Origin of the sequence: Gordonia aichiensis NBRC 108223, assembly GCF_000332975.1 — a bacterium.
GTDB classification, from domain to species: Bacteria; Actinomycetota; Actinomycetes; order Mycobacteriales; family Mycobacteriaceae; genus Gordonia; species Gordonia aichiensis.
The window spans coordinates 103,106-125,028 of the sequence record NZ_BANR01000011.1 but is presented as its reverse complement, the minus strand read 5'-3'; the positions used below and the strand labels follow the sequence as shown (position 1 = coordinate 125,028).

General features: G+C 64.1%; 20 protein-coding genes. 10 read left to right on the top strand and 10 right to left on the bottom strand.

Annotated elements, in window-relative coordinates:
• Window positions 1-39 precede the first annotated feature (39 nt).
• The 4 genes from GOACH_RS13150 (at window position 40) to GOACH_RS13135 (ending at window position 3,216) form a co-directional block, all read left to right on the top strand.
• Window positions 40-636, top strand: a complete 597-nt coding sequence (locus tag GOACH_RS13150; protein WP_040518617.1) for a sulfite oxidase-like oxidoreductase — start codon at window positions 40-42, stop codon at window positions 634-636.
• A 53-nt stretch (window positions 637-689) separates the two neighbouring features.
• Entirely contained in the window at window positions 690-1,364 is a 675-nt protein-coding gene (locus tag GOACH_RS13145) for an FAD-binding oxidoreductase (RefSeq protein WP_052004002.1), read from the top strand.
• A 207-nt stretch (window positions 1,365-1,571) separates the two neighbouring features.
• Window positions 1,572-2,525, top strand: coding sequence for a sulfite exporter TauE/SafE family protein (locus GOACH_RS13140; protein WP_005175364.1), 954 nt, complete (start codon window positions 1,572-1,574; stop codon window positions 2,523-2,525).
• A gap of 4 nt (window positions 2,526-2,529) precedes the next feature.
• Window positions 2,530-3,216, top strand: a complete 687-nt coding sequence (locus tag GOACH_RS13135) for a FadR/GntR family transcriptional regulator (protein ID WP_005175362.1) — start codon at window positions 2,530-2,532, stop codon at window positions 3,214-3,216.
• Window positions 3,217-3,499: 283 nt separating this feature from the next.
• On the opposite strand, the gene GOACH_RS13130 is transcribed toward GOACH_RS13135, so the two are convergent.
• From GOACH_RS13130 to GOACH_RS13110, 5 genes are all read right to left on the bottom strand, one after another.
• Window positions 3,500-4,873 (bottom strand): ABC transporter permease, encoded by a 1,374-nt coding sequence (locus tag GOACH_RS13130; RefSeq protein ID WP_005175360.1) that lies wholly within the window; start codon window positions 4,871-4,873, stop codon window positions 3,500-3,502.
• Window positions 4,870-5,622, bottom strand: coding sequence for an ABC transporter ATP-binding protein (locus GOACH_RS13125; protein WP_005175358.1), 753 nt, complete (start codon window positions 5,620-5,622; stop codon window positions 4,870-4,872). Before GOACH_RS13125 ends, GOACH_RS13130 begins: the two co-directional genes overlap by 4 nt.
• A gap of 107 nt (window positions 5,623-5,729) precedes the next feature.
• Complete coding sequence (locus GOACH_RS13120) at window positions 5,730-6,371, bottom strand: response regulator transcription factor (protein WP_005175356.1); 642 nt, start codon at window positions 6,369-6,371, stop codon at window positions 5,730-5,732.
• On the bottom strand, window positions 6,368-7,549 hold the full coding sequence (locus GOACH_RS13115; protein ID WP_005175354.1) for a sensor histidine kinase: 1,182 nt from the start codon (window positions 7,547-7,549) through the stop codon (window positions 6,368-6,370). Before GOACH_RS13115 ends, GOACH_RS13120 begins: the two co-directional genes overlap by 4 nt.
• A gap of 37 nt (window positions 7,550-7,586) precedes the next feature.
• Entirely contained in the window at window positions 7,587-9,017 is a 1,431-nt protein-coding gene (locus tag GOACH_RS13110) for a serine hydrolase domain-containing protein (protein WP_005175352.1), read from the bottom strand.
• A gap of 441 nt (window positions 9,018-9,458) precedes the next feature.
• Here GOACH_RS13110 and GOACH_RS13105 point away from each other — a divergent pair, with 441 nt between their 5' ends.
• The 3 genes from GOACH_RS13105 to GOACH_RS13095 all read left to right on the top strand — a co-directional run bounded on the left by GOACH_RS13105 (window position 9,459) and on the right by GOACH_RS13095 (window position 12,446).
• The gene (locus tag GOACH_RS13105; protein WP_005175350.1) at window positions 9,459-9,956 is read left to right on the top strand and encodes an HNH endonuclease; all 498 of its coding nucleotides are present in this window, start codon (window positions 9,459-9,461) and stop codon (window positions 9,954-9,956) included.
• A gap of 126 nt (window positions 9,957-10,082) precedes the next feature.
• On the top strand, window positions 10,083-11,195 hold the full coding sequence (locus GOACH_RS13100) for a ferredoxin reductase (RefSeq protein ID WP_005175348.1): 1,113 nt from the start codon (window positions 10,083-10,085) through the stop codon (window positions 11,193-11,195).
• Window positions 11,196-11,204: 9 nt separating this feature from the next.
• Window positions 11,205-12,446, top strand: coding sequence for a fatty acid desaturase family protein (locus GOACH_RS13095; protein ID WP_005175346.1), 1,242 nt, complete (start codon window positions 11,205-11,207; stop codon window positions 12,444-12,446).
• A 58-nt stretch (window positions 12,447-12,504) separates the two neighbouring features.
• Here GOACH_RS13095 and GOACH_RS13090 read toward each other — a convergent pair whose 3' ends face one another.
• A complete protein-coding gene (locus GOACH_RS13090; RefSeq protein WP_085950612.1) occupies window positions 12,505-13,710 on the bottom strand; it encodes a PucR family transcriptional regulator in 1,206 nt (401 codons plus the stop codon).
• Window positions 13,711-13,855: 145 nt separating this feature from the next.
• On the opposite strand from GOACH_RS13090, the gene GOACH_RS13085 reads away from it, so the two are divergent.
• On the top strand, window positions 13,856-15,385 hold the full coding sequence (locus GOACH_RS13085; protein WP_005175342.1) for a flavin-containing monooxygenase: 1,530 nt from the start codon (window positions 13,856-13,858) through the stop codon (window positions 15,383-15,385).
• A gap of 168 nt (window positions 15,386-15,553) precedes the next feature.
• Here the strand turns inward: GOACH_RS13085 and GOACH_RS24610 are convergent, their stop codons facing one another.
• The 3 genes from GOACH_RS24610 to GOACH_RS13075 form a co-directional block, all read right to left on the bottom strand.
• A complete protein-coding gene (locus GOACH_RS24610) occupies window positions 15,554-16,201 on the bottom strand; it encodes a DUF3558 family protein (protein WP_169330868.1) in 648 nt (215 codons plus the stop codon).
• Window positions 16,201-16,611 carry a hypothetical protein gene (locus tag GOACH_RS13080; RefSeq protein WP_005175340.1) on the bottom strand — a complete coding sequence of 137 codons (411 nt, stop codon included), beginning with the start codon at window positions 16,609-16,611 and terminating at the stop codon, window positions 16,201-16,203. Before GOACH_RS13080 ends, GOACH_RS24610 begins: the two co-directional genes overlap by 1 nt.
• 164 nt (window positions 16,612-16,775) lie before the next feature.
• Complete coding sequence (locus GOACH_RS13075) at window positions 16,776-18,419, bottom strand: DUF6777 domain-containing protein (protein WP_005175338.1); 1,644 nt, start codon at window positions 18,417-18,419, stop codon at window positions 16,776-16,778.
• A gap of 282 nt (window positions 18,420-18,701) precedes the next feature.
• On the opposite strand from GOACH_RS13075, the gene GOACH_RS13070 reads away from it, so the two are divergent.
• Window positions 18,702-19,331: a pyridoxamine 5'-phosphate oxidase family protein gene (locus GOACH_RS13070; protein WP_005175337.1), complete on the top strand. Its 630-nt coding sequence runs from the start codon at window positions 18,702-18,704 to the stop codon at window positions 19,329-19,331.
• Between the two features lie 21 nt (window positions 19,332-19,352).
• Here the strand turns inward: GOACH_RS13070 and GOACH_RS13065 are convergent, their stop codons facing one another.
• Window positions 19,353-21,008, bottom strand: coding sequence for an AMP-binding protein (locus GOACH_RS13065; protein ID WP_005175335.1), 1,656 nt, complete (start codon window positions 21,006-21,008; stop codon window positions 19,353-19,355).
• Between the two features lie 111 nt (window positions 21,009-21,119).
• On the opposite strand from GOACH_RS13065, the gene GOACH_RS13060 reads away from it, so the two are divergent.
• Complete coding sequence (locus GOACH_RS13060; RefSeq protein WP_005175333.1) at window positions 21,120-21,923, top strand: LuxR C-terminal-related transcriptional regulator; 804 nt, start codon at window positions 21,120-21,122, stop codon at window positions 21,921-21,923.

Genomic DNA, 21,923 nt, shown 5'->3' with positions numbered 1-21,923 from the left:
TGACCTGCGGAAAGTCGGCGTACCCCTACACTTGGTCGCATGGCGATAGTCAATCGAGGGTTTGTCGGGCGCCGCGACCGTATGGCGCAGCGGCTGCCGCCCGGTCAGTATTCAACTCTCGACTTTCCGGTTCTCTCCGCCGAACCGACGCCCGCGCTACCACATCAGAGCTGGCGCTTGACGATTCAGTCGTCGGATCATCGCGCCTACAGCCTCGACTGGTCTGCATTCCGCGATCTCCCGCATCAGGACGTCATCACCGACATCCACTGTGTCACGCGCTGGTCGAAGTTCGACACCCGTTGGCGCGGAGTGCCATTCGACGACCTGCTCGCAGTGTTGCCATGGCCACCGGACGCCTACGTGATGGCCCACTGCTATGGCGGATACACCACCAACGTTCCGCTCGCCGACCTCACCGACGGAAAAGCCTGGCTCGCAGACACCTTCGACGGTGAGCCACTCGCACCCGAACATGGTGGCCCGGTACGACTACTCGTGCCGCACCTCTACTTCTGGAAGAGCGCGAAATGGGTTCGGCGCCTACGGTTCATGCCGGCTGACACGCCAGGCTTCTGGGAGGAGCGCGGCTACCACATCTACGGTGATCCCTGGCGCGAGCAGCGCTACTCGTGATGTCGGGAGCGTGAGTCGTGCACTGGCAGATCACGACTGTTGTCGGCGCGGAGATGCAGAGTCCCACTGCGCGGTCGCTACGACTCGCGCTGAGCGAACCAATGAGCGCCGACTCCGGCGCGCACGTTGACATCCGACTGACAGCCGAGGACGGGTACTCCACCGCGCGGCCATACTCGCTCTCCGATGTTCGCGAGACCCGCACCATCGAAGTGACCATCGAGAAACTCAATGACGGAGAGGTGTCGCCGTACCTGGTCGACGTCATCGAGGTGGGCGAGCCGCTCGAGATCAGCGGCCCCAATGGTCGTTGGTTCACCTGGGAGCCGTCGACGACCCGGCCGGTTCAACTGATCGGCGGCGGATCAGGAATCGTGCCGCTGATGTCGATGATCCGACTGCGCGAGGTGGCCGCACCGTCGACGCCGTTCAACCTCGTGTACTCGCTGCGTTCGCCGCAACGACGCTACTTCGCCAGGGAACTCGATCAGCTCGACGAGCATAAACGGCTGCCCATCAACCTCTTTCACACGCGGGGCGGCGACGCGGGGGAGGCCCGGCCTCCGGGACGCGTCACCGCAGACGAACTGGCTGCCGTGACGATCCCACCCACACGCGAGCCGGTCATCTACATCTGTGGACCCAGTGGCTTTGTTGACCATTGCGCTCGGGCCATGGTCGACGTCGGCCACGACGCCGCGCAGATCAGGACAGAACGGTTCGGGTAGACAGGAGACGAGAAGAGCACGAGCGGAGTCGTCGACGTTCTGGAAGCTCAGGCCGGTGCGGGTGGGTTGCAGTTCTTGGACTATCGCGGTCAGACCGTGCCCTGGTGATTGGCGACGGTCACGGTGGCAGATCTACGCATACATGTACTTGTCAGACAAGTACATGTATGCGTAGTGTCTTGCTGCGACGACAGAAGGAGTTCAGCGATGCGCGCACCCAGAGCCACCCGACCAGTCGCGGCGAGGCCGACCATCACCGACGGTCTGGTGGTCGTACCCTCAGTGCCCACCCAACTCGGGATCGGTGCGATTGGCGGCGTGATCGGCGGACTGCTCGGCGGCGGTAGCGGGGTGTTCTACGTGCCCGCTCTGGAGAAGGTCACCAACCTCTCCCGGCATACTCTCCACGGCACTGCCGGCGCGGCGAACATCGCCGTTACCGGTGTGGGAGCAGCCACATTCGGACTGGTCGGCGGATCCATCGATTTTCGGGCGGGTACGGGAATGGTTGTCGGCGCCACGCTGGGCGCGGTCCTGGGCGCCAAGCTGATCTTGCGCATCCCGGCGCTGATCCTGCGTTGGCTATTTGTCGCAATCCTCCTGTTGACGTGCCTCAAACTGTTCCTCGACGTCTCAGGGCACGACCCGATGCAGGGATCGGCCCTCGTACCCGACAGCTGGCTTGCGAACCGGTGGTATGTCCTCCCGGTTTCGCTGATCCTCGGATTCGTGATCGGCGCGTGGGCTGCGGGGATGGGGCTCGGCGGCGGTCTGCTCGCAGTTCCGGCGCTGATGTTGCTCTTCGGTACAGACCTCCCGACCGCGGAAGGAACGTCATTGCTGATGTTCTTCCCCAACGCCATCGTCGGAACCATCACGCACGCACGCCAGGGCACCGCCGACATGCGACTCGGCCTCAACCTGAATATCGGTGCGCTGCCCGGTGCAGTCGTCGGCGTGCTGATCGCACTCGCGCTGAACGTCAAGATTCTGAGCATCGTGTTTGCGGCCTTCGCGCTCACGATCGGTGTGCGCGAGATGTACCGGATGTGGCTTGAGAGCGTCCCTCGGCGCCGATCGACCGCCGAGGCCGCGGGCCTATCATCAGAACGAACGGTGATCGACCATTCGAAACCAACCGACAAAGACACAACGGACTAGGACCTTGGAAGCACTTTCGCGCGTTCCGCTGTCGGAGCAGGCTGCACGTGCCCTGCTCGACGATGTTCGGCGTGGCCGCTGGGAAGTAGGTGAGCAGCTTCCCGGCGAGGTGTCTTTGGCGCGGGAACTATCCGTGGGCCGCTCCACGGTCCGCGAAGCAATTCGCCGCCTTGCAGCGCGTGGAGTGCTCACCACACGGCAGGGCGTCGGCGTCTTCCTCGCCGCGACCGAACCCACGCAGCCGTGGGATCAGCTCGCCGAGATCGCGGAGATCACCGACGTCCTGCAGGTCCGCATCGCCATCGAATCGCGGGCTGCCGCTCTCGCCGCAGCCAACCACACCGACGACGACGCGCGCATCATCCGAACGGCGTTGGAGAATCGCAATGCTCTGCTCGACGGAGCGCCGCAAGCGCTTGCGGCAGAAGATATTCGATTGCATCAGGTAATCGTCGTAGCGTCGCACAACGACCTGCTGGTCACACTCTTCGACGGTCTGCGGGCGCGGCTGGTGGGGTCGATGACCGACATGCTCACCATGATGCCGGTGGGTCGAGCCGACGCCGACGAACACAGCGCCGTCGTCGACGCCATACTCGCGCGCGACTCCGACCGCGCCGAAAGGCTGACGCGCGCACATCTTCTGGGGCTGGCAGACTCGCTCGGATCTGACGCGCGAACCGAAGTGTAACCGCATCGGCCTGACGGCTGCGGACCTCGGAGTGGTGCATGCATCGACCGAATGCAGCGCGAGGACCCCGACTACCACGACCAACTATGAACCAGGCTTCCCGTTTCCAGTCATTCTTGGCGCTGCCTCGGGAAGCGACCTGGGCTTTTGCGGCGGGGTGCGCACCGAACTGACTGAAAACGGGAGCTGTCTCGACATGTGGAGCGGAACGAGGCGGCCGGCTGGTCTCGAGAAGTTCGACCAGCGCAGGTTCGACCTGCTTGGCGCGCCCAGACCCACCGCGTCACGCCACGGCGAGTGCGTCCACGGGTGCCACGGCCACGGCCCGGCGACTCGGCGGCAGGGAGGCGGCGAGCACGACCACGGCGGTACCGCCGATGATCGCCACGAGCGCGCCCCAGGGCAGACTGACGGGGATGCCCGACGTCATGCTGCCGATCAATGACTGGCTGCCCACCGTACCGAAGACGATGCCCAACACCAGCCCCGCGATCACCGCGGTTCCGCTGAGTGCCAGCGACTCTCGCACGACCATTGAGCGCACCTGCTGTGCGGTGAATCCCATGGCGCGCAGCATGCCGATCTCGCGGGTACGGCCGATCACCGTCAGCGACATCGTCGATACGAATCCGACAGCAGCGATCACTGCCGAGATTGCGATCATGGCGAGGAGAATGGCGGTGATGATCGAGAACGATCGTTCGAGTTCAGCCATGTCGGCTGGTGGCAGGTCCCAACTGTGGATCGAGCGGGTCAGCGAACTCATGCCCGACGCGATGGTCGTCACCAACGTCACGCCGACGAGCAGTCCGATGGTCGAGCGTGTCGTGCGCCGCGGGTCGGAGACCGCGTTCTTGCGTGCGACGATCGACGGTGCGCTCCCGCCGAAAGCTGTTCCCGCCCAGCGGACGAGCTGCGGCACTATCCGTCGCGCGCCGAGGAGCACACCGACCGAGACCGTGACCGCACCGAGGAATGCCACGAAGAACCCCGCCAGGCTCCCGTACTCACCCAGCAAGGCGGCAAGTGCCAGCAGCAGCGCCCCGGCGACGATCACCGTGCAGGCAAGGAGCGTACGTACCACCCCGACCTTGGACCGCGTATTCTGCGCAACGGCCGCACGCGTCAGCGTTGTTCGCGTACCGATACGTGCAGCGATGGCTGCGATCGTTACCACTGCGACCCCGGCGACGACCACACCGAAGGGCAGGACCGGATAGTCGGCCGAGGGGAGTGTCCCTCTGTGCAACAACACCTCTCGAATGATCGCCATGACGACCGTTGCGACCACGATACCGATCAGTGCACCGATGCCCGCCACGGTCACGACCGCGCGGGCCAGTCCGGCCCGCAGCTGACTCGCACTCGCACCGATGAGTCGAAGTAGCCGCAATTGTTCTCGGCGACCGGCGATCACGGTGTCGACGCCTGTACTGATGACGATCCCGGAGACGAACAGTGCGATACCGATGAACACTGTGGCAACCACCGCCAGCGCCGCGCCTATCGAACCGCCCGCCTCTCCGCCCAACACGGACAGGACGCTCGCGGCGTCGACCAGCACAGTCCCGTACGCACTCGCGAGGCAGGCGACGACACCGACCGTTGACAACTCGCGCAGCGATCCCACTGTGAGTCGCGCCGACGTCGCCCTCATGCCGGCACCCCCTGGAGTCCGATGAGCAGTTCGGAGATCTCGCGTGCGCCGAGCCCCTGGTACTCGCCGGTGATCTGGCCGTCGGCGAGCATCACCACGCGGTCGGCGTACGACGCCGCGACCGGATCGTGGGTCACCATGGCGATGCCCTGACCGTACTCGTGCACGGCAGTGGTCAACAGCGACAGCACTTCTCGACTGGTTCGGGTATCGAGTGCACCGGTCGGCTCGTCGGCGAGAATGACGGTCGGATGCATCGCGAGTGCGCGGACGATCGCGACCCGCTGCTGTTGTCCGCCGGACAGCTCTGATGGCAGGTGGTCGAGCCGTTCGTCGAGTCCCAGCGATCGCACGAGGTGCGCGATCCAGTAGCGCGCTTCGGAGTTGAGCTTGACCCCGGCGAGCACGAACGGAAGGTGGATGTTCTCCTGCGCGGTGAGCGTTGGGATCAGATTGAACGACTGGAAGATGAAGCCTATGTGGTTGCGGCGCAGTCGGGTTCGCGCCTCGTCGTCGAGTACGGAGAGTGCGTTGCCGTCGACCCAGATCTCGCCCGACGTGATGTCGTCGAGCCCGGCGATGACATTCATAAGCGTCGACTTGCCCGATCCCGACGGTCCCATGATGGCCGTGAACTCGCGGCGGCGAAGCTCGAGCGAGACGTTGCGCAGTGCATGGATCGGTTGACTCGGATCCCCATAGCTCCGGAATACGTTGCGGAGCACCACAGATGCAGGTTGATTGTTCATACCTGCAACGCTAGGCAGCCGCTGCCCCGATATCGTCGGCCTCGACGATGAACTTTCGTCGTCCGCCAGAGCTAGTCGGCATACATCGGGAGATGTACGAGGAGTACTCAGACCAATCCGTGGTCGTAGGCGTACACGACGAGCTGTACGCGGTCACGGAGCCCCAACTTGGTGAGGATTCGCGACACGTGCGTTTTGACGGTGGCTTCCGAGAGGACCTCGGCGTCGGCGATCTCGGCGTTGGACAATCCGTGTGCGGCCCGTACCAGGATCTCGCGCTCTCGCGGGGTGAGGCGTTCGTATTCTGGCCCGGGATCGCCTGCGCGCGTGCGTGTCTGCTCGAACAGTCGTCGCGTCGCCGATGCCGCCACCACCTGACTTCCGCTGGCGACCGCGCGGATCGAGGCGAGAAGGAAGTCGGGTTGCGCATCTTTGAGGAGAAACCCGCTGGCGCCTGCCGCAATGGCCGACGCCGCGGCTTCGTCGGCGTCGAATGTGGTGAGCACGAGGACACGCGGGGCGCCGTCGCCGAGTGCGTTGATGAGATCGGCGGTTGCGGTGATGCCGTCGATGCCGGGCATCCGGACATCCATGAGGACGACGTCGGGTCGGGTGGCGCGCACGAAATCGAGCAGCGAGAGCGCCGACGACTCGTGACCGACAACCTCCATATCGGGTTGGCTGTCGACGATCATCGCGATGCCCTGTCGGAACATGGGTTGATCGTCGATGAGGGCGATCCGGATCACCGTGAGATTCCTTTCGACTCGACCTCGCAGGGGGCGGGCACGTTCAGCTCGACAAGCCAACTGCGCTCTACCGCCCTGCTGCGCACTGTTCCGCCCACGAGCGCCGCGCGTTCGGCCATGCCGATGATGCCGCGGCCCGCGCCACCGGGCGAGAGTGGGGTATCGGTGAGTGCGTTGCGCACGGTGAGGTGGCAGCCGTTGGTCCAGTCGATGTCGACGGTGACCGGTGTGGTCAGATCCCCGTACTTGAGCGCATTGGTGAGCGCCTCGGTCAGGACCCGCTGGGCCATTCTGCCGATGGCCGGTTCGCTGATCTCCTCGTCACCGACCTCGTGCGTCTCGATGGTCATGCCGGCGGTCCGCATCCGTTGATACAGCGTCTCGCGGTCGGCGCGGGATGCCGCGGCGGCGTCGTCGTTGTTCAGCTGGGCGAGCAGGCCGCGCACTTCACCGAGTGATTCGCGGGCGGTGTCGGCGATGACGGTCAACGCCTGTCGGGCGACCTCGGGCGCGGCGTCGATGCTGTAGCGCGCGCCCTCGGCCTGCGCGACGACGATCGTCAGTGAGTGTGCGACGACGTCATGCATGTCGCGGGCGAGTCGGGTGCGTTCGCGCTGCTCGTCGTAGAGATCGAGGAGTCGTCGCCGTTCGAGCTGCGCGATGGTTTCGGCGACCTGCGCCTGCGCAACGGTGCGGCGCTGGTACCGGATGAAGCCGAACGCCCACCCGCCGATCACCACAACGGCTGCCGCGCAGAAGCCGACGAACATCGTGAACACGTGGCTGAGCAGTGAGGGCTCGACATCGTAGGCGTGCGGGAACTCCCAGCCCGCAACCAGTGACCCGACCACGGCAACGATGAGCGAGGAGCGTCGAACCCGCTGATCGGGATGCCCGCCGAGGGTGGCGAAGATCGGGAAGTAGGCCAGCGACGCGAGGACAGCGATCTGGTCGGTGGCCACCTGGATCACCGCGGACGCCAGCGCCAACACCGACATCAGCGTCGGGGCGAGGCGTCGAACCGCGAGTGCGACGGTCACCAAAGCGGCGGCGATGCCCGCGGGGATCGACTGTGCAAAGTGCAACGACATGGCCAGCAGCCCGAAGAGCACGGCCACCGCGACGTCGAACATGAGGCTTCGACGGGTCAGGCCGCCAGTGTAGAGCGGGTCGCGCATGCGTCCAGAGTGTCAGATGACGGCACCCTTCTGGCAGCTACCGCCTTCCCGGTGACTGCGGTGTCACCGGGAGGCACGTGATCGCGAAGCAGCCGGGGTTGCCCTGTAGCGGCGCGCGCAGTGGTGTCGATCCGCATCGCAGCACGGTGCAGTCCGACGGGGCGTACGGTCCGAAACCCAACGCGCCCAACGTGATGGTGGGATCAGCGAACTGGACGGGGTCGAAGTTGAGGTTCATGGTCGGTCGATAGGGGCCGGGATCGGGTATCCGTGGTGTGCGGAATGCGGCGACGAGCTTGCGGAAGAACTCGCGATACAGCTCACTGTTGAGGCTTGCGCTGAGCAACGTGCCCGGATCGGGAGAGACATCGCCGAGAATGCCGGTCCAGCTCACCAACAGTCCGAGGCTGGGCACGATGAAGTTGTTCTGCTGCAGGAACCCGACCATGGCGTAGGCGTCGGATGGCAGCCCCGCCAGCGGCGCCTGCGAGATGGTTTGACGCGAGGGGAACGACGGGCCGATGCACGGAGAGTCGTTGACCCAGAACAGGTATCCGTAACAACGATTCGACGACGACGGCGTGTGCGCCTGTCGGATGTAGTCGGACGAGATGATTCGCTGATCGCCCCACACGCCGTCGTTGAGCATGAGCAGCCCCAAGCGTGAATAGTCCTTCGGCGGCATGAACAGGAAGGCGTACCCATAGGTGTGACCGGACCGGTCGCGCGCCCAGTAATAGTCGTGCTGGTTGATACCCAACGGCCCGAACAGAGTTCGCTGCGCGTACTGCTGCAGATCTTCTCCGACGGCGCGTTGCACGACGAATGCCAACAGGTCAGGCCCGTGCTGCGTGTACTCGAAGAACGTGCCGGGCTTGTGCTGAACCGGGAGCGCGAGAGCTTCTTTCGCGATGTCAGGGTCGACGTCGAGTCCCGCCGTCAGTGCCTCGCTGATGATGGACTGTCGCAGCCCCGACGATTGTGTGAGGAGGTCACGTACGGTGATCGCGGCGTGGGCGCGGTCGACGCTGCCCGCGGGAAGATAGGTCGCGATCGACGCCGCGAGATCGAGCTTTCCCTGGGTATAGGCGATCCCCGCGAGCATGGAGACGACGCTCTTGGTGGAGCTGAACAGATTCCAGGGGACATCGCCGGTGGCGTTGTTCAGAGGTCCGCGACCGATCAGACAGTTGTTGCGGTAGACCTCGATGTGCGTGCGCATTCGCGACGCCGCGAAAGCGATTGCATCGTCGAGCTTCGCTTTGTCGATACCTACATTCGACGGTGTGGCCGAGGTGGGCGATGAGGAACCGGTGGGCAGGGCGCACTGCACCTGCGCAGGAGCGGCGTTGACGACGGGAGTCACTGCGGCGTGTGCGAGCAGGACGCCGAGCACCGCGCCGACGACAAGGAGTAGGTGCGAGCTGCGTGCGGCTGCGTGTGAATGAAACGCCGAACCTACCGACACCGCGATGACCTCCTGATTGTCGAGAACTGCTCTGCAGCGTGACACGCACGGGGCGCGGTGGCGTCGAGTTCGGGGAATCGACGGTCGGCGCCGGGAGATCGTGTGCACTTCGCCCGCTGAGTGGCCAGAATGCACACGCCGCAGCGGGCTATTCCGAAGCCATTCCCGGCGCGGCCGAATATGTCGTGGAAGTGAACGTCGGACGGTATTTCGCCGCCACCGATGAAATGACCTCGCGAGATCGGTGTATTGGCATTAGCGTGGAGCGCGCCACGTCCGAGCAGGTCATGGCGTCAACACAGAGCCGAGCAGAAAGGTCCGATAGGCGACGAGGAGGTGCCCCATGCGGACCCCATTGCGGAACTCAACGCGAATTCCAGCACCGATCCAACGGCATACAGATGATCTCGACGACCCGCACGTGGCATCGGGAGGACTGTCATGACCATCTTCGTCACCAATGCCGGACTGCAGATACTCGCTCGCGTCACGTGGCGGCGTGCGGCAGTGTTGCTGACCACCGAGGTCGCTCGCAACGTCGAGGGCACACCGATCGTGCGTGTGGTTCATTCACCCACGGTGACCTTGCCGATCCACAAGGTGGTTGCCATCAAGCGCAACGCCTACCGGCCGTACGCGGGTAAGTCGATGGACTCGTACGCGTCGACGGCGACCATCCTGCGTCGTGACCAGTGGATCTGTGCGTACTGCGACGGCCCCGCCGACACCGTCGACCACATCGTGCCGGTCTCCAAGGGCGGCAAGAGCACCTTCGGTAACCAGGTGGCTGCATGCAAGTCGTGCAACGGTTTCAAGGCCAACCGGACGCCGCGCCAGGCCGGGATGGCGATGCGGCATGCGCCGTTCGTCTACGACCCGTGGGCACAGGACCAGAAAGAGGTCTGGGAACTGTTCACGTTGCGTCCGAAGACGGGGTAGGCGTCGTGGAAGCCGGTCCGCACTGCTTCCATCTGCCGGGGTGTCGCCTCCGCCGCTGAGAATGCTGTGACCAGCGTCACCAGTCGTGTGTACACTCGTACACTACGAGCTACCGGAGGGAGGCTGGTGAATCTTCTCAAGTGGAGTAAGCGGCCCGCGGCCGACGTCGACGCGACTCGGCCCGAGGTCAACATCCTGCGAGGATTGATCGCGCGAGCGACAACCCCCTTGCTGCCCGACGACTATCTCCACCTGATCAACCCCCTGTGGAGTGCACGGGAACTGCGTGGTCGCGTCGAAGACGTGGTCAAGGAGACCGCCGACAGCGCGACCGTCGTGATCCGCACGGGGTGGGGGTTCCCCGACAGCTACCGGCCAGGCCAGTACGTCGGCATCGGACTCGATGTCAATGGCCGTTGGCATTGGCGCTCGTACTCGCTGACATCGTTCGCGAGCAACGACGACAAGACCATCTCGATCACCGTCAAGGCCAACCCAGACGGCTTCTTGTCGACGCATCTCGTCGACGGTGTCGCTCCCGGCACGATCATCCGACTGGCCGCGCCGAAAGGCGATTTCCACCTGCCGGAGCCGGTTCCCGACACCGTGTTGTTCTTGACCGCGGGCAGCGGGATCACGCCGGTGATCGCGATGCTGCGGTCGATGAAGCATCGCGAGCAGACGCCCGACATCGTTCACGTCCACGCGGCTCCCAGCCGGGAATCGGTGATCTTTCTCGACGAACTCGAACAACTCGACGACGAAACACCCAGTTACACACTCGATCTGAGACTCAGTCAGGAGAACGGCCGCTTCGACGTCACCCAACTCGACGCCGCTGTCCCGGACTGGCGTGAGCGTTCGTGCTGGGCGTGCGGGCCTGTGGAGTTCCTGGACGAGATCGAGAGTGTGTATCGCGAGAACGAACTGTCGGATCAATTGCACATCGAACGTTTCGCCATCGCACGCACCGACGTCGGCGGCGAAGGCGGTACCGTCACGTTCGCGAAGTCGGATAAATCCGCCGAGATCGACGGTGCCACCACACTCCTTGAAGCAGGTGAGGAGTTGGGAATCCAGATGCCCTTCGGGTGCCGAATGGGTATCTGTCAGACCTGCGTTGTTCCGCTCGCTGCGGGTTACGTCCGCGATCTACGCAGCGGCGACGAGCGACGCGAAGGTGACCGCATCCAGACATGTATCTCAACCGTGTCGGGTGAATGCACGCTAGACCTGTAGGGAGAATCCATGGCCATCACCGACATCGATCGGTACGCCCATCTCACCGAGGCCGACGTCGAGACGCTCGGCGCCGAGCTTGACGCGATCAGACGCGACATCGAAGAATCGCGCGGGGTGCCCGACGCCAAGTACATTCGACGCACCATCGCATTCCAGCGGGGACTCGCCGCCAGCGGACGCGTGGTGCTGATGTTCAGCAACCGTAAACCCGCCTGGATTCTCGGCACCGCGATGCTCGGCGTCGCCAAGATCGTCGAGAACATGGAACTCGGCCACAACGTGATGCACGGGCAGTGGGATTGGATGAACGATCCGGAGATCCACTCGTCGTCGTGGGAGTGGGACACCACGTGTCCGAGTGTGCAGTGGAAGCATTCGCACAATTTCGTGCACCACAAGTACACCAACATCGTCGGCATGGACGACGACGTGGGCTACGGAATTCTGCGCGTGACCCGCGACCAGCCGTGGGAGTGGTGGAACGTGGGCAATCCCGTCTACAACCTCCTCCTCGCCACGTTCTTCGAGTGGGGCGTCGCCCTGCACCACCTCGAGGCGGAGAAGCTGCGCAAGGGGCAGAAGTCGTATCGCGCGGCGCTGAAGGATCTGCGAGTGATCGGGCGCAAGGTCGGGAAGCAGGCCGCCAAGGACTATCTGATCTTCCCCGCGCTTGCCGGACCCAACTGGCTGAGCACCTTGACCGCCAATGCGACGTCGAACTTCATTCGCAACTACTGGGCGTACGCGGTGATCTTCTGCGGACACTTCCCTGACGGCGCAGAGAAATTCACCGTCGAGGAGTACGAGGAAGAGGATCAACCGCGCTGGTATCTGCGACAGATGTTGGGATCGGCCAACTTTCGGGCCGGCCCGCTGATGCGCTTCATGAGCGGCAACCTGAGTCACCAGATCGAGCATCACTTGTTTCCGGACCTTCCGAGCAATCGTTACGAGGAGATCGGCGTGCGAGTCCGGGAGCTGTGCGACAAGTACGACCTCCCGTACACGACCGGTTCGCTGCTGCACCAGTACGGACTGACGTTCCGGACGATCGCCAAACTGTCGGTGCCCAACGCGATGCTGAAGGCCAGCGCCGACGACGCTCCCGAGACCGCATCGGAATTGCGGTTCAACATCATCGAGGGCACCAAGACGCACTTCGGTGTCGACCCGGCGACGGGGCGTCGACGTGGACTACGGTCAGCGCTGCGAGAGCTGCGGTCGTCGAGAGTGGCGGCACACGCCTGAGGCTGCGTGCCCGCGGAGTTGAGCTGCGTTGCTGAGGAAGCTGCGCTGGCTGGTGGGATCACCCCCGCCAGCGCAGCACTTCGAGCGCCACCCCGACGTCGAGCAGACTCTCGTCCAGCGGCCGCGGGAGAAGTTCTTCGGCGCGGGCGAGGCGTCGGATCACGGTGTTGCGATGGGTGTAGAGCGCTTCGGACGCGCGGGACGTGTTGCACTGCAGACTGATCCATGTCCGGACTGTGTCGAGCAGAGTGGGTTCTGCGCGGGCCAGCTCGCCGAGCGTTTCGTCGACGAAGGCCGCGGTGTCGTCGGGCGAAGCCATCAGCAGGGAGACCAGACGTACGTCGTCGAATCGAACGACACCGTGTGGGCTGCCGAGTTGCGCGACGATGCGCTGCGTGGCGAGGGCTTGAAAGTGGCTGGCGCGGAAGCCGTCGACGCCCTCACCGGTCCTTCCGACGGCGACGTCGATGCCGGATGAGGGCGAGAGACGCTCGATCGAGGACTCGTCGGTGGGTAGCCACACCCACAGTGATGCGGCGCTGGCCACAACCGTGAGTCGGCTCGCACAGCCTGCCGACGTGGCGAGAGCGTCGGCGGCGGACTCGAGGGTCGCGGCCTGATCGGGGTGATGGGTCCAGAGGACGAGCGCTGTGTGTGGTCCGCGTAATCGGTAGCCGAGCTGTATTTCGGCGCGGTCGATCGGGATCGGAGCGCCCTCGAGAAGCAGTGCCACTGCTTCTCGACGCTGTGCGTGGGTGCCGCGGGTGAGTTCGTGACGTTCGCTGCGCATCCGTTCGCTCATGGCGTCGACGGTGTCGTCGATGAACGTCGAGATCGACACCAGCGAGACGTCGAGGAGCTCACGGAGCTGATCGGGGTCGTCGGTGAGGCTGAAACAGACCTTCATCCACAGCCGCCACGCCACGCTCTGGGCTGTGCGGAAAGCGTCGAGCGCTGATTCGTCGAGCCCTCGGCGGACGAGGTCGCGGGCGGCGGTGAGGATGTCGGGGGTGAGTTCGGCCGGCACACGTTCACCAGGGCGAAGCACGTTGCTCCTGGCCCAGCGCATGGTGTTGGCGAGGTTCGTGCGTCGAGTCGCGTCCGCGAGTACCGGATCGTCGGCGATCGCTTTCATACGCAGACCACCGAGCGAGGCGTCGTGGATGGCTTGAATCCACTGTTCAGGTGGATCGAGAATGAGTTCGGCGCCGCGTCGGATGAGGGCCTTGGTCTCAGGTGATGCGGAGGGCCAGGTGTCGGACATGCGAACAGTATGCACCTCCATAGGGCCGAACTATGTGCGATTCGCACCTGGTATCTGCAGCTGCGCGGGAGCACTCTGGAACGTAACAACGTATGGTGTCATATTCGCCATCGGCTGGATCGAAACACGACCTGAGGAGGCGCGGGTGCCTACAACAGCCACACCTGTCGAGACGTTGGACATTCTGATCGTCGGGGCTGGTGTCTCCGGGATCGGGGCTGCCCATTACGTGACCACGGAACTGCCTGACAAGACATATGCGCTGCTCGAAGGTCGGGAATCGCTCGGCGGTACCTGGGATCTCTTCCGGTATCCGGGTATCCGCTCCGACAGCGACCTGCACACGTTCGGGTTCGAGTTCAAGCCCTGGGTCGACAAGCAGTCGATTGCCGACGCCGACCGCATCATGCAGTACCTTCGCGAGGCCGTCGACGAGGACAAGATCAACGAGCACCTCCGTCTGCAGCACAAGGTCGCCGCATTGAACTGGTCGTCGGACGAACAGCTCTGGACAGCCGAGGTCGACCGCCTCGACACCGGCGAGCACATCCAGATCAAGGCGAGCTGGGTGTACTGCGGTTCGGGCTACTACAACTACGACGAGGGGTTCACGCCGCATTTCGAGGGTCGCGACACGTTCAAGGGGCAGGTTGTGCATCCGCAGCACTGGCCCGAGGACCTCGATTACAAGGGCAAGAAGGTCGTGGTGATCGGAAGTGGCGCAACGGCTGTCACGTTGCTCCCGGCGATGGCGGGCGAGACCGAGCACATCACGATGCTCCAGCGCACCCCCACCTACATCCTCCCGCTGCCCAAGCACGACCCGTTTGCCAACGTCGCGCGAAGCATCCTCGGTGACGAGCGCGGTTACGCGGTGGCGCGGTGGAAGAACATCCTGCAGCAGCGGGTGCTCTATGAAGCGGCGCAACGCTTTCCGAAGACGTCGCGCAAGGTGATCCGCAAGGTCAACCAGATGCTGTTGCCCGAGGGGTACGACGTCGACACGCACTTCAACCCGCCGTACAACCCGTGGGATCAGCGGCTGTGCGCTGTGCCCGACGCGGACCTGTTCAAGACGATTCGGTCGGGTAAGGCCTCGGTGGTCACCGACCGCATCAAGTCATTCACTGAGAACGGCATCCTGCTCGAGAGCGGACGCGAACTCGAAGCCGACATCATAGTCACCGCAACGGGATTGAACGTTCGACTGTTCGGCGGGATGGACCTCTCGCTCGACGGCGAGCCGGTGGTGCTGCGTGATCACGTCATCTACCGCGGCATGATGCTGAGCGGTGTGCCGAACCTTGCGCTCGCCATCGGGTACACGAACTCGTCATGGACACTGAAGATCGGGCTCATCGGCGAGTACTGGTGCAGGCTGATCGCGTACATGGATGCGCGCGGCTACCACGAGGTGGAGCCCGTGGTCGACCCTGCCATGGAGACCCGGCCCGCACTGGACTTCGGCGCCGGCTACATCAAGCGCGTCGAGGACCAGCTACCGCGCCAGGGCTCGCACGCACCCTGGCTGATGTCGATGAGCTTCTACAAGGACCGCAAGGCGCTCGGCGAAGACGTGGCTGACTTCCAGAACCTGCGGTTCTCGAAGGCTGCGCCGTCGGCGGCTGCCGAATCGGCCGCGGACTCCGAGCGCGTGGAGTCCGCTGTCGGCTGACGCCGCGGAGCTTCGTCGACCCGTAAGAAACACGTGTTTCTTACGGGTCGAGCCGTAGAAACACGTGTTTCTGACAGATGCGCTGGAAACTTCGTTCGCAAATGTCAGGTGCGCGTGTATTTGCTGGGCTGGTGCCGGGGTTGAAGCGGCGGCTCGGCGGCGTCGTGGCTACTCGGGCATCTGGTCAATCGTCGCGCGAGTGAAGGCGATGGCCTTGTCGCAGATCTCGGCTATGGGTGGGGGGTTGTGAACAAACATTGCACTCGTTACGACTATCGCGCTTCCGGATTGTACAAAAGTTGCGCATTCGCTGATTGAGGGTGTTACTCCCACCGCGACTCTTCGGTCGGCGGCTGAGATGTCACTCATCCATGCGACAGAAGTGGAATTGTTCTTCTTGTAGACGTCGAGTTTGGGTTGATTACCTACGATCTGCGAGAGCGTAGCGAGACGGCGGTCAACGAAAGACCAGTTACACCCACGCGCGGTCTGGTGATCGGCAGCTGCTGCATCTCTCGCTGAGGAAGGATCGAGCCCGTTCGCGACAAGGATCGCACTAGTAGCCGCAGTGCAAGGCTCGTATGAAGTGCCGTCGTTCCCCTTACTCCACCGCTGGGGGAAACGGGTACTAAATGGCAGTGGCCTACCTTTCGCGTCAGTCTGGCGAGGCCCGATCGGGGAAGTGGTACTACTGAAAGTTGAATCCTCTGCCGTGGCAATAGGGGTTCCTTCAACTGCATTGCACGAGGTAGATGATAGAACTAGTATCGCGACGATTGCTGTTAGCGCGACGTGGAGAGAGCAATTTCTGCGCATTATGTTGTGATTTTTTCAGCGCAGTCCGAATCGGCATTTGACAGAGCGGCGCTGGCAGATCTGCAGTTTGTTTCAAGGGTCAACAAACTTTCTGCTTGCTTCTGCAGAATTTGACGCCAACTATTAACCAAGCGCCGCAGGCGAGCGTACACCTCGTCGCCTTCCACGAGATTGCCAAAGTAGTTGACTGCACCAGCTTCCCTCAAAGCGTCCATCGCCTCCCTCAACCCCTCCGCCCCGTCGGCGGCGGCTTTGGCGCGGGCCTCCCAGTCGATGGTGTTGAACCGGACCATGGCGCCGTCGTCGGGCTTCGAGGTGGTCGTGCCGGGTGGCTGGACGTATGACATCGCACTTCTGGAAGTGTCGGGCAGGTTGGCGGTACCGCCGGGCATGGTGAAGAAGTCGGTCATGTCCTTACCCCCTCGCAGAAGAGCTGTCGTCAGCGCCCAGACAGTTAACCACGTCGGCGGGTGGTTCGTATGCCGGAATTGCCAGGCTGTGGATCGACGATCTCTGCCCCCACAAACAGCGACGTCGGGAGCAGTTCGCTCCCGACGTCGCCAGACCAACGGTGTCAGTTCGCGGGAACCTCTTCGGTGGTCGTCGTGGTGGTGGTGGTTTCCTCCGGGGTTGTCGTCTCGACGGTCGTTTCCGGAGTCGTCGTTTCCGGAGTCGTTGTCTCGGTGGTTGTTTCCGGAGTGGTGGTGTCGGTGGTCGTCGCCTCTGTCGTCGTGGTGGTGCTCGACGTCTGCGCAGTGCGCCACGTCGCCGACTCGACGTCGACCGACACCGAACTCGATTGATTCTCAGTCAGTCCCAGCTTCCACACCTGCGTCGTCGGATCGGTCGACGAGGAGACCGATGACCTTTCCAGCGACGAGGACGACACCGTTCGGGCGACGTTGTCGCTGCAGGTGAGGTCGACGGTGCCGGTGGAGGCAGAGGTGGGTGCCTGGCAGCTCACACTGCGATCGTCGACTCGGAACGAGAAGTCGCCGATCTCATCTCCCGACCCGGAGAACTGCGTCGGGCTGGGGGTGGCGCTGCTCGACGACGTGGCCGACGCCTCGCTCGTGCCCTGCGCAGGTGCTCCCGGGGATTCCGACGCTGCAGCGTTCTGCTGTTGCTCAGACGCCTGCGACGAGTCCGGAGCGCCCTCTGGCACACCGTTGTTCGACTCTGCGCGCTTGGCGACATCAGCGGCGGCCTCGGTGCTACCCGCACGAGCGAGTCCGTTGTCGGCTGCCGCCTCGTCGGACTTCGCGACGAACGGCGTGTTCAACGCCGCTGGGGTGGGCAAGGCGGTGGCCAGTGGCGGCAGGCCGCTGGTGTCGATGATCCCGCCGACGGGGCGTTCGAACTGCTGTCCGTTCAGCAGATTGATCAGGGTGAGCACGGCGGATTCCGGTGTCGCGGTGTTCTGCGGCGCCTGATTGATCACTGTCGTGGTGTTGTTGACGACGGTGACGTTCTGCGTGTTGTAGGCGATACGGGTCACGTCGTGCGAGTGGTAGTCATGCCATGGGTGCCCGTACAGCCGGTAGCTGCCGATAGGTGTCGCGGCCGGCGGTGCGAGCGGGTTGCCGCATGCGCAGCGCACTCGTGGGACACCTGCGCCGTCGACGAGAACCGCTGTGCCGGACTGCAATACGGACTGAAATGCGTACGCAGTTCCACCCTGGTAGGAGTGATTGGTTACCCAGGTATCAGCTGTCAACACCACCGGTGTGAGGGTGTTGAGGTAGTAGGGGATGGAAGCGGTGTCGATGCCGAAGACGCTGGCCCACGCACGCGCCTGACTCGGGTTGTTGGACAGATAGTTTCCGAGTGCGGCTGTGTCGCAGGTCGAATCACCACCTGCGTAGAGACCGGGCTGCGTTCCGGAGACCACGCGGGCACCGTTGTCCCGCGCCCCCGACTGGCTCGCGAGCTTGATGTTGCCCGGCAACTCCTTGTTGGTCAGTGCAACGTTGGGGCCGAACGGATCAGGACCCGCTTCACCTGCCGTAAGGAGACTGAGCCCCGGAATGCGAATGCCGCCGTCCTTGTCCCGCAACACGACGACGAGAACCGACGCCAACACCAACGCAAAGACCACGACGATCGCAGCCAGAGCAATGGTGCGATTGCGTCGTTTCTGCTGATCCCGCATGGGCTGGAACGGACCGGTGGGCGGCATCGCCGGAGCGCCAAAGGTTCCGGAAGGGGGATAGGACAATGGATACTCTCCTGGTGTGCAGACATGTCCAGACATGTGGGGGTGCATCACCGGTTCCCGAGACCGATGTCAGACAGGGTTCAGTATCAAAACGTCTTGATCGCGGAGCAACTGTTTGATCATGAATTCACCCGTTCGGACCAAAAACTCACATGTTCGGACTACACGGCACGTACTACATCGGGTCGTCGCAGAACCCGACTGACGAATCCGGCCCCGCTCGCGCTGCACCGACGCGTAATCGGGTGGCGCCGAGAGCTGTCGTCGCCAACTATGGGCTGTATGTCTACAGCCCCCGATGAGCCCGACGTACTGACCGCTCTGACCCGCAAGCCGGATCGCCGGGGAGACCGTGCGCTCCTCGACGACATCCTCGACACGGCACAGGTGGGAACGCTCTCCACGGTCGTCGACGGCTGGCCGTGGTCCGTGCCGATGTTGTTCGCCCGAGTGGGCGACGACATCATCTTTCACGGCTCGACCGGCGCGGGTGCTCTCCGGCAGGTGGGGTCGGGAGCCCCGGTGGCGTTCAGCGTGTTTCTGCTCGACGGGATCGTCGTCGCAGAGACACTGTTCGACCACTCGGCCAACTACCGGTCCGCGGTAATTCGTGGCGTCGCACGCAACGCGGAGATTCCGACAGAAGCGCTTGATGCGCTCAGCGACAAGCTGATTCCAGGTCGCGTCGCCGAAACGCCCGCGACAACCCGCAAGGAGGTCGCCGCGACAACCGCCTTACGACTACCGATTGTCGACGGTCAGTGGATCGCGAAGGCACGCACCGGCGGGCCGGGCGCCGACACCGACGCGTGGACAGGCGTGGTGCCCGTACGCACGGTGTTCGACGACCCGATCACCTACACCGGCGCCGCCGACGACGTCCCGGCATCGGTGCGTGCGCTGGTGAAGTGAGGCTGTCTCGACCAGCGCAACTCAGCGCTGCCGCAGGATGAAGCGCTGGATCTTGCCGCTCGGGGTCTTCGGAAGCGTATCGACGAAGTGCACTGTCCGCGGGTAGGCGTGCGCGGCGAAGCCGGTCTTGACCAACTGCTGCAGCTCCGATTCGAGCGCGTCGTCACCGACGACGCCGTCGGCGAGCACGACGAACGCCTCGAGGACCTCGCCGCGCAACTCGTCGGGTCGGCCGACCACCGCGACGTCGACCACCGACTGGTGTGTGATCAGCACACTCTCGACGTCGAACGGCCCGATGCGGTACCCGGCCATGATGATGACGTCGTCATCGCGGGAGCTGAAGAAGAAGTTGCCGTCGGCATCGACGTGGCCGGTGTCCCCGGTCAGGTACCAGCGGCCGTCGTCGGTGTAGCGCGACGCGGTCTTCTCGGGGGCGTCGAGGTATCCGGCGAACCAGTAGCCGGTGCTGGCGGGAACGTCGATGGCGATCTGTCCGGTGACGTTCGGCTCGGTGACGGGCGCGCCCGCGTCGTCGACGATTCCTGCGGCGAATCCGGGCATCGGCTGGCCCATGGAGCCGGGGATCAGCGGGCGACGCAGGTCGTCTGCCCAGTGGTTGTTGATGAACATGCCGTGTTCGGTCTGGCCGTAGTGATCGCGCACCTCGGTGCCGAGAGCCGTTCGCGCCCAGGTGATCACATCAGGTGTCAGCGGTTCGCCCGCCGACGATGCCCGTCGCAGTGAGAAACCGTTGATCGCGGGGTTCTTGCTCAGCGAGCGGTAGACGGTGGGTGCCGCGGCGAAGTTCGTCACCCCCAGTTCGGTGAGGACAGTGGCCGTCAGCTCGGGAGTGAACCCAGCCTGTAGCAACACGTTTGGCCGACCAATCGCCATCGGTCCGAGGATTCCGTAGTACAGGCCGTAGGCCCAACCGGGATCTGCGGCGTTCCAGAAGACGTCGGTGTCGGCGACGTCGAGGCCGTAACGCATGTAGCAGGAGAAGGACGCCAGTGCGCGCACCGGCACCGGAACGCCCTTGGGCGCGCCCGTCGTGCCGCTGGTGAACAGCAGGATCAGTGTGCCGTCGCCGCCGACGGCGACCGAGTGGTCGAGGGGGTCGTGGTCGGCGACGAGGGAGTCGAACTGCTCTCCGGCGACGATGGTCGAGAGCCCGTCGATGTCGTCGAGCTTGCTCGCCTGGCTCGGCTCGGTGATCACGATGGTCGCGTCCGCCGCCCGCAACCGCATCTCGATCGCGGGGGTTGCGAAGGCGGTGAAGAGCGGGATGTACACGGCCCCGAGTCGAGCAAGTGCCAGCAGCGACACCACGAGTTCGGCGCGTTTGCCCATGAGGACGCCGACGCGGTCGCCGCGACCGACGCCCATGTCGGCCAGTGCGGCGGCGAAGCGACGGGAGTCGGCGGCGAGTTGACCATAAGTGACCTCGACGAGCTCGAGCGGAGACCGGTCACTGTCCGGTGACTCCGCCAACGACACCGTGGTGAAGGCGACGGCGTCTGGATCGTGCCGATCCACCAGCAACGACGCCGCATTGGCGTCGGGAGATCCGAAGGTCTCGAGCCAGGCGTCGAGGTCTGCCGAGACGGCGGGGGTCAGTTCAGCCTGGATGGACTCGCGTCGAGCGCGGTCACCGGCTAGGGACGTCTGTGTCATTTCCACACCTTTGCGGCCAGAGTAAGCTGAATCACATTCGAGGAGTGATTCTCGGATGCGACGTCGCTTGAGCAGAACCCCCCGAAGAGGGGTCAGGAGGTAGGTGGTGACATGGCCGAGTCGCTGACCGCGCCGGTCACCGATGCGTTGCGTCGTCTGCGTCGCGGCACGGGTGTGTCGCTGGCGTTCGGTGGAGTGGTGCACGGCTCGCGCGGTCTGCGTCTCCGACATTTCGTCGGCGACACCCACGGTGCGTTGAACGGCGTTGCCGTTGATGCCGGGCACGGACTCGGCGGCAAGGTCATCGCGCTCAATCGCCCGATGGTCGTCGACGATTATCTGCGTACCCCGCGGATCACCCACCGGTACAACGCGATCATCGCGGCCGAGGGCCTGCGTGCGATGGCGGCCGCTCCGGTCATCGTCGAACGCAGGCCTGTCGCGGTGATCTACGGGGCGCTGCGCACCGACGAGGCGATCGGCGATCGCACTCTGGACATCCTCGCTGTCGAGGCACGTGAACTCGAACAACAGATCGTCGCATCGCGCGCAGCGGTTGCCTCGGACTCCACCGCAGGCGATGGCCTTCGTGACCGTCTCACCGAGGCGTACGCACAGCTTCGTGCGCTCGCCCGGGACGTCGACGACGACGCCGTCGCCGATGAGATCGCGCGCATCTCCGACCTCCTGCTCGACGGCGCCTCGGATGCGCCGATCACGCTCACCTTGACCCGACGCGAACAAGATGTCGTCGCGCTCGCTGCACTCGGCTACACCAATGCGAGAATTGCCGAGGAATTGGGTATCGGGGTGCAGACCGCCAAGGGGTATATGAAAGACGTGTTGCGCAAACTGGGCGCTTCGAGTCGCATGGAGGCCGTCGTGATTGCTCGACGTTCGGGTCTGCTGCCGTAG

Coding starts and splice junctions, on each gene's coding strand:
- GOACH_RS13140 (WP_005175364.1), top strand. CDS start 1,572: ATGCGCGCACCCAGAGCCACCCGACCAGTCGCGGCGAGGCCGACCATC.
- GOACH_RS13065 (WP_005175335.1), bottom strand. CDS start 21,008: ATGACACAGACGTCCCTAGCCGGTGACCGCGCTCGACGCGAGTCCATC.
- GOACH_RS13115 (WP_005175354.1), bottom strand. CDS start 7,549: ATGCGCGACCCGCTCTACACTGGCGGCCTGACCCGTCGAAGCCTCATG.
- GOACH_RS13095 (WP_005175346.1), top strand. CDS start 11,205: ATGGCCATCACCGACATCGATCGGTACGCCCATCTCACCGAGGCCGAC.
- GOACH_RS13090 (WP_085950612.1), bottom strand. CDS start 13,710: ATGTCCGACACCTGGCCCTCCGCATCACCTGAGACCAAGGCCCTCATC.
- GOACH_RS13105 (WP_005175350.1), top strand. CDS start 9,459: ATGACCATCTTCGTCACCAATGCCGGACTGCAGATACTCGCTCGCGTC.
- GOACH_RS13125 (WP_005175358.1), bottom strand. CDS start 5,622: ATGAACAATCAACCTGCATCTGTGGTGCTCCGCAACGTATTCCGGAGC.
- GOACH_RS13150 (WP_040518617.1), top strand. CDS start 40: ATGGCGATAGTCAATCGAGGGTTTGTCGGGCGCCGCGACCGTATGGCG.
- GOACH_RS13145 (WP_052004002.1), top strand. CDS start 690: ATGCAGAGTCCCACTGCGCGGTCGCTACGACTCGCGCTGAGCGAACCA.
- GOACH_RS13070 (WP_005175337.1), top strand. CDS start 18,702: ATGTCTACAGCCCCCGATGAGCCCGACGTACTGACCGCTCTGACCCGC.
- GOACH_RS13060 (WP_005175333.1), top strand. CDS start 21,120: ATGGCCGAGTCGCTGACCGCGCCGGTCACCGATGCGTTGCGTCGTCTG.
- GOACH_RS13080 (WP_005175340.1), bottom strand. CDS start 16,611: ATGACCGACTTCTTCACCATGCCCGGCGGTACCGCCAACCTGCCCGAC.
- GOACH_RS24610 (WP_169330868.1), bottom strand. CDS start 16,201: ATGCGCAGAAATTGCTCTCTCCACGTCGCGCTAACAGCAATCGTCGCG.
- GOACH_RS13130 (WP_005175360.1), bottom strand. CDS start 4,873: ATGAGGGCGACGTCGGCGCGACTCACAGTGGGATCGCTGCGCGAGTTG.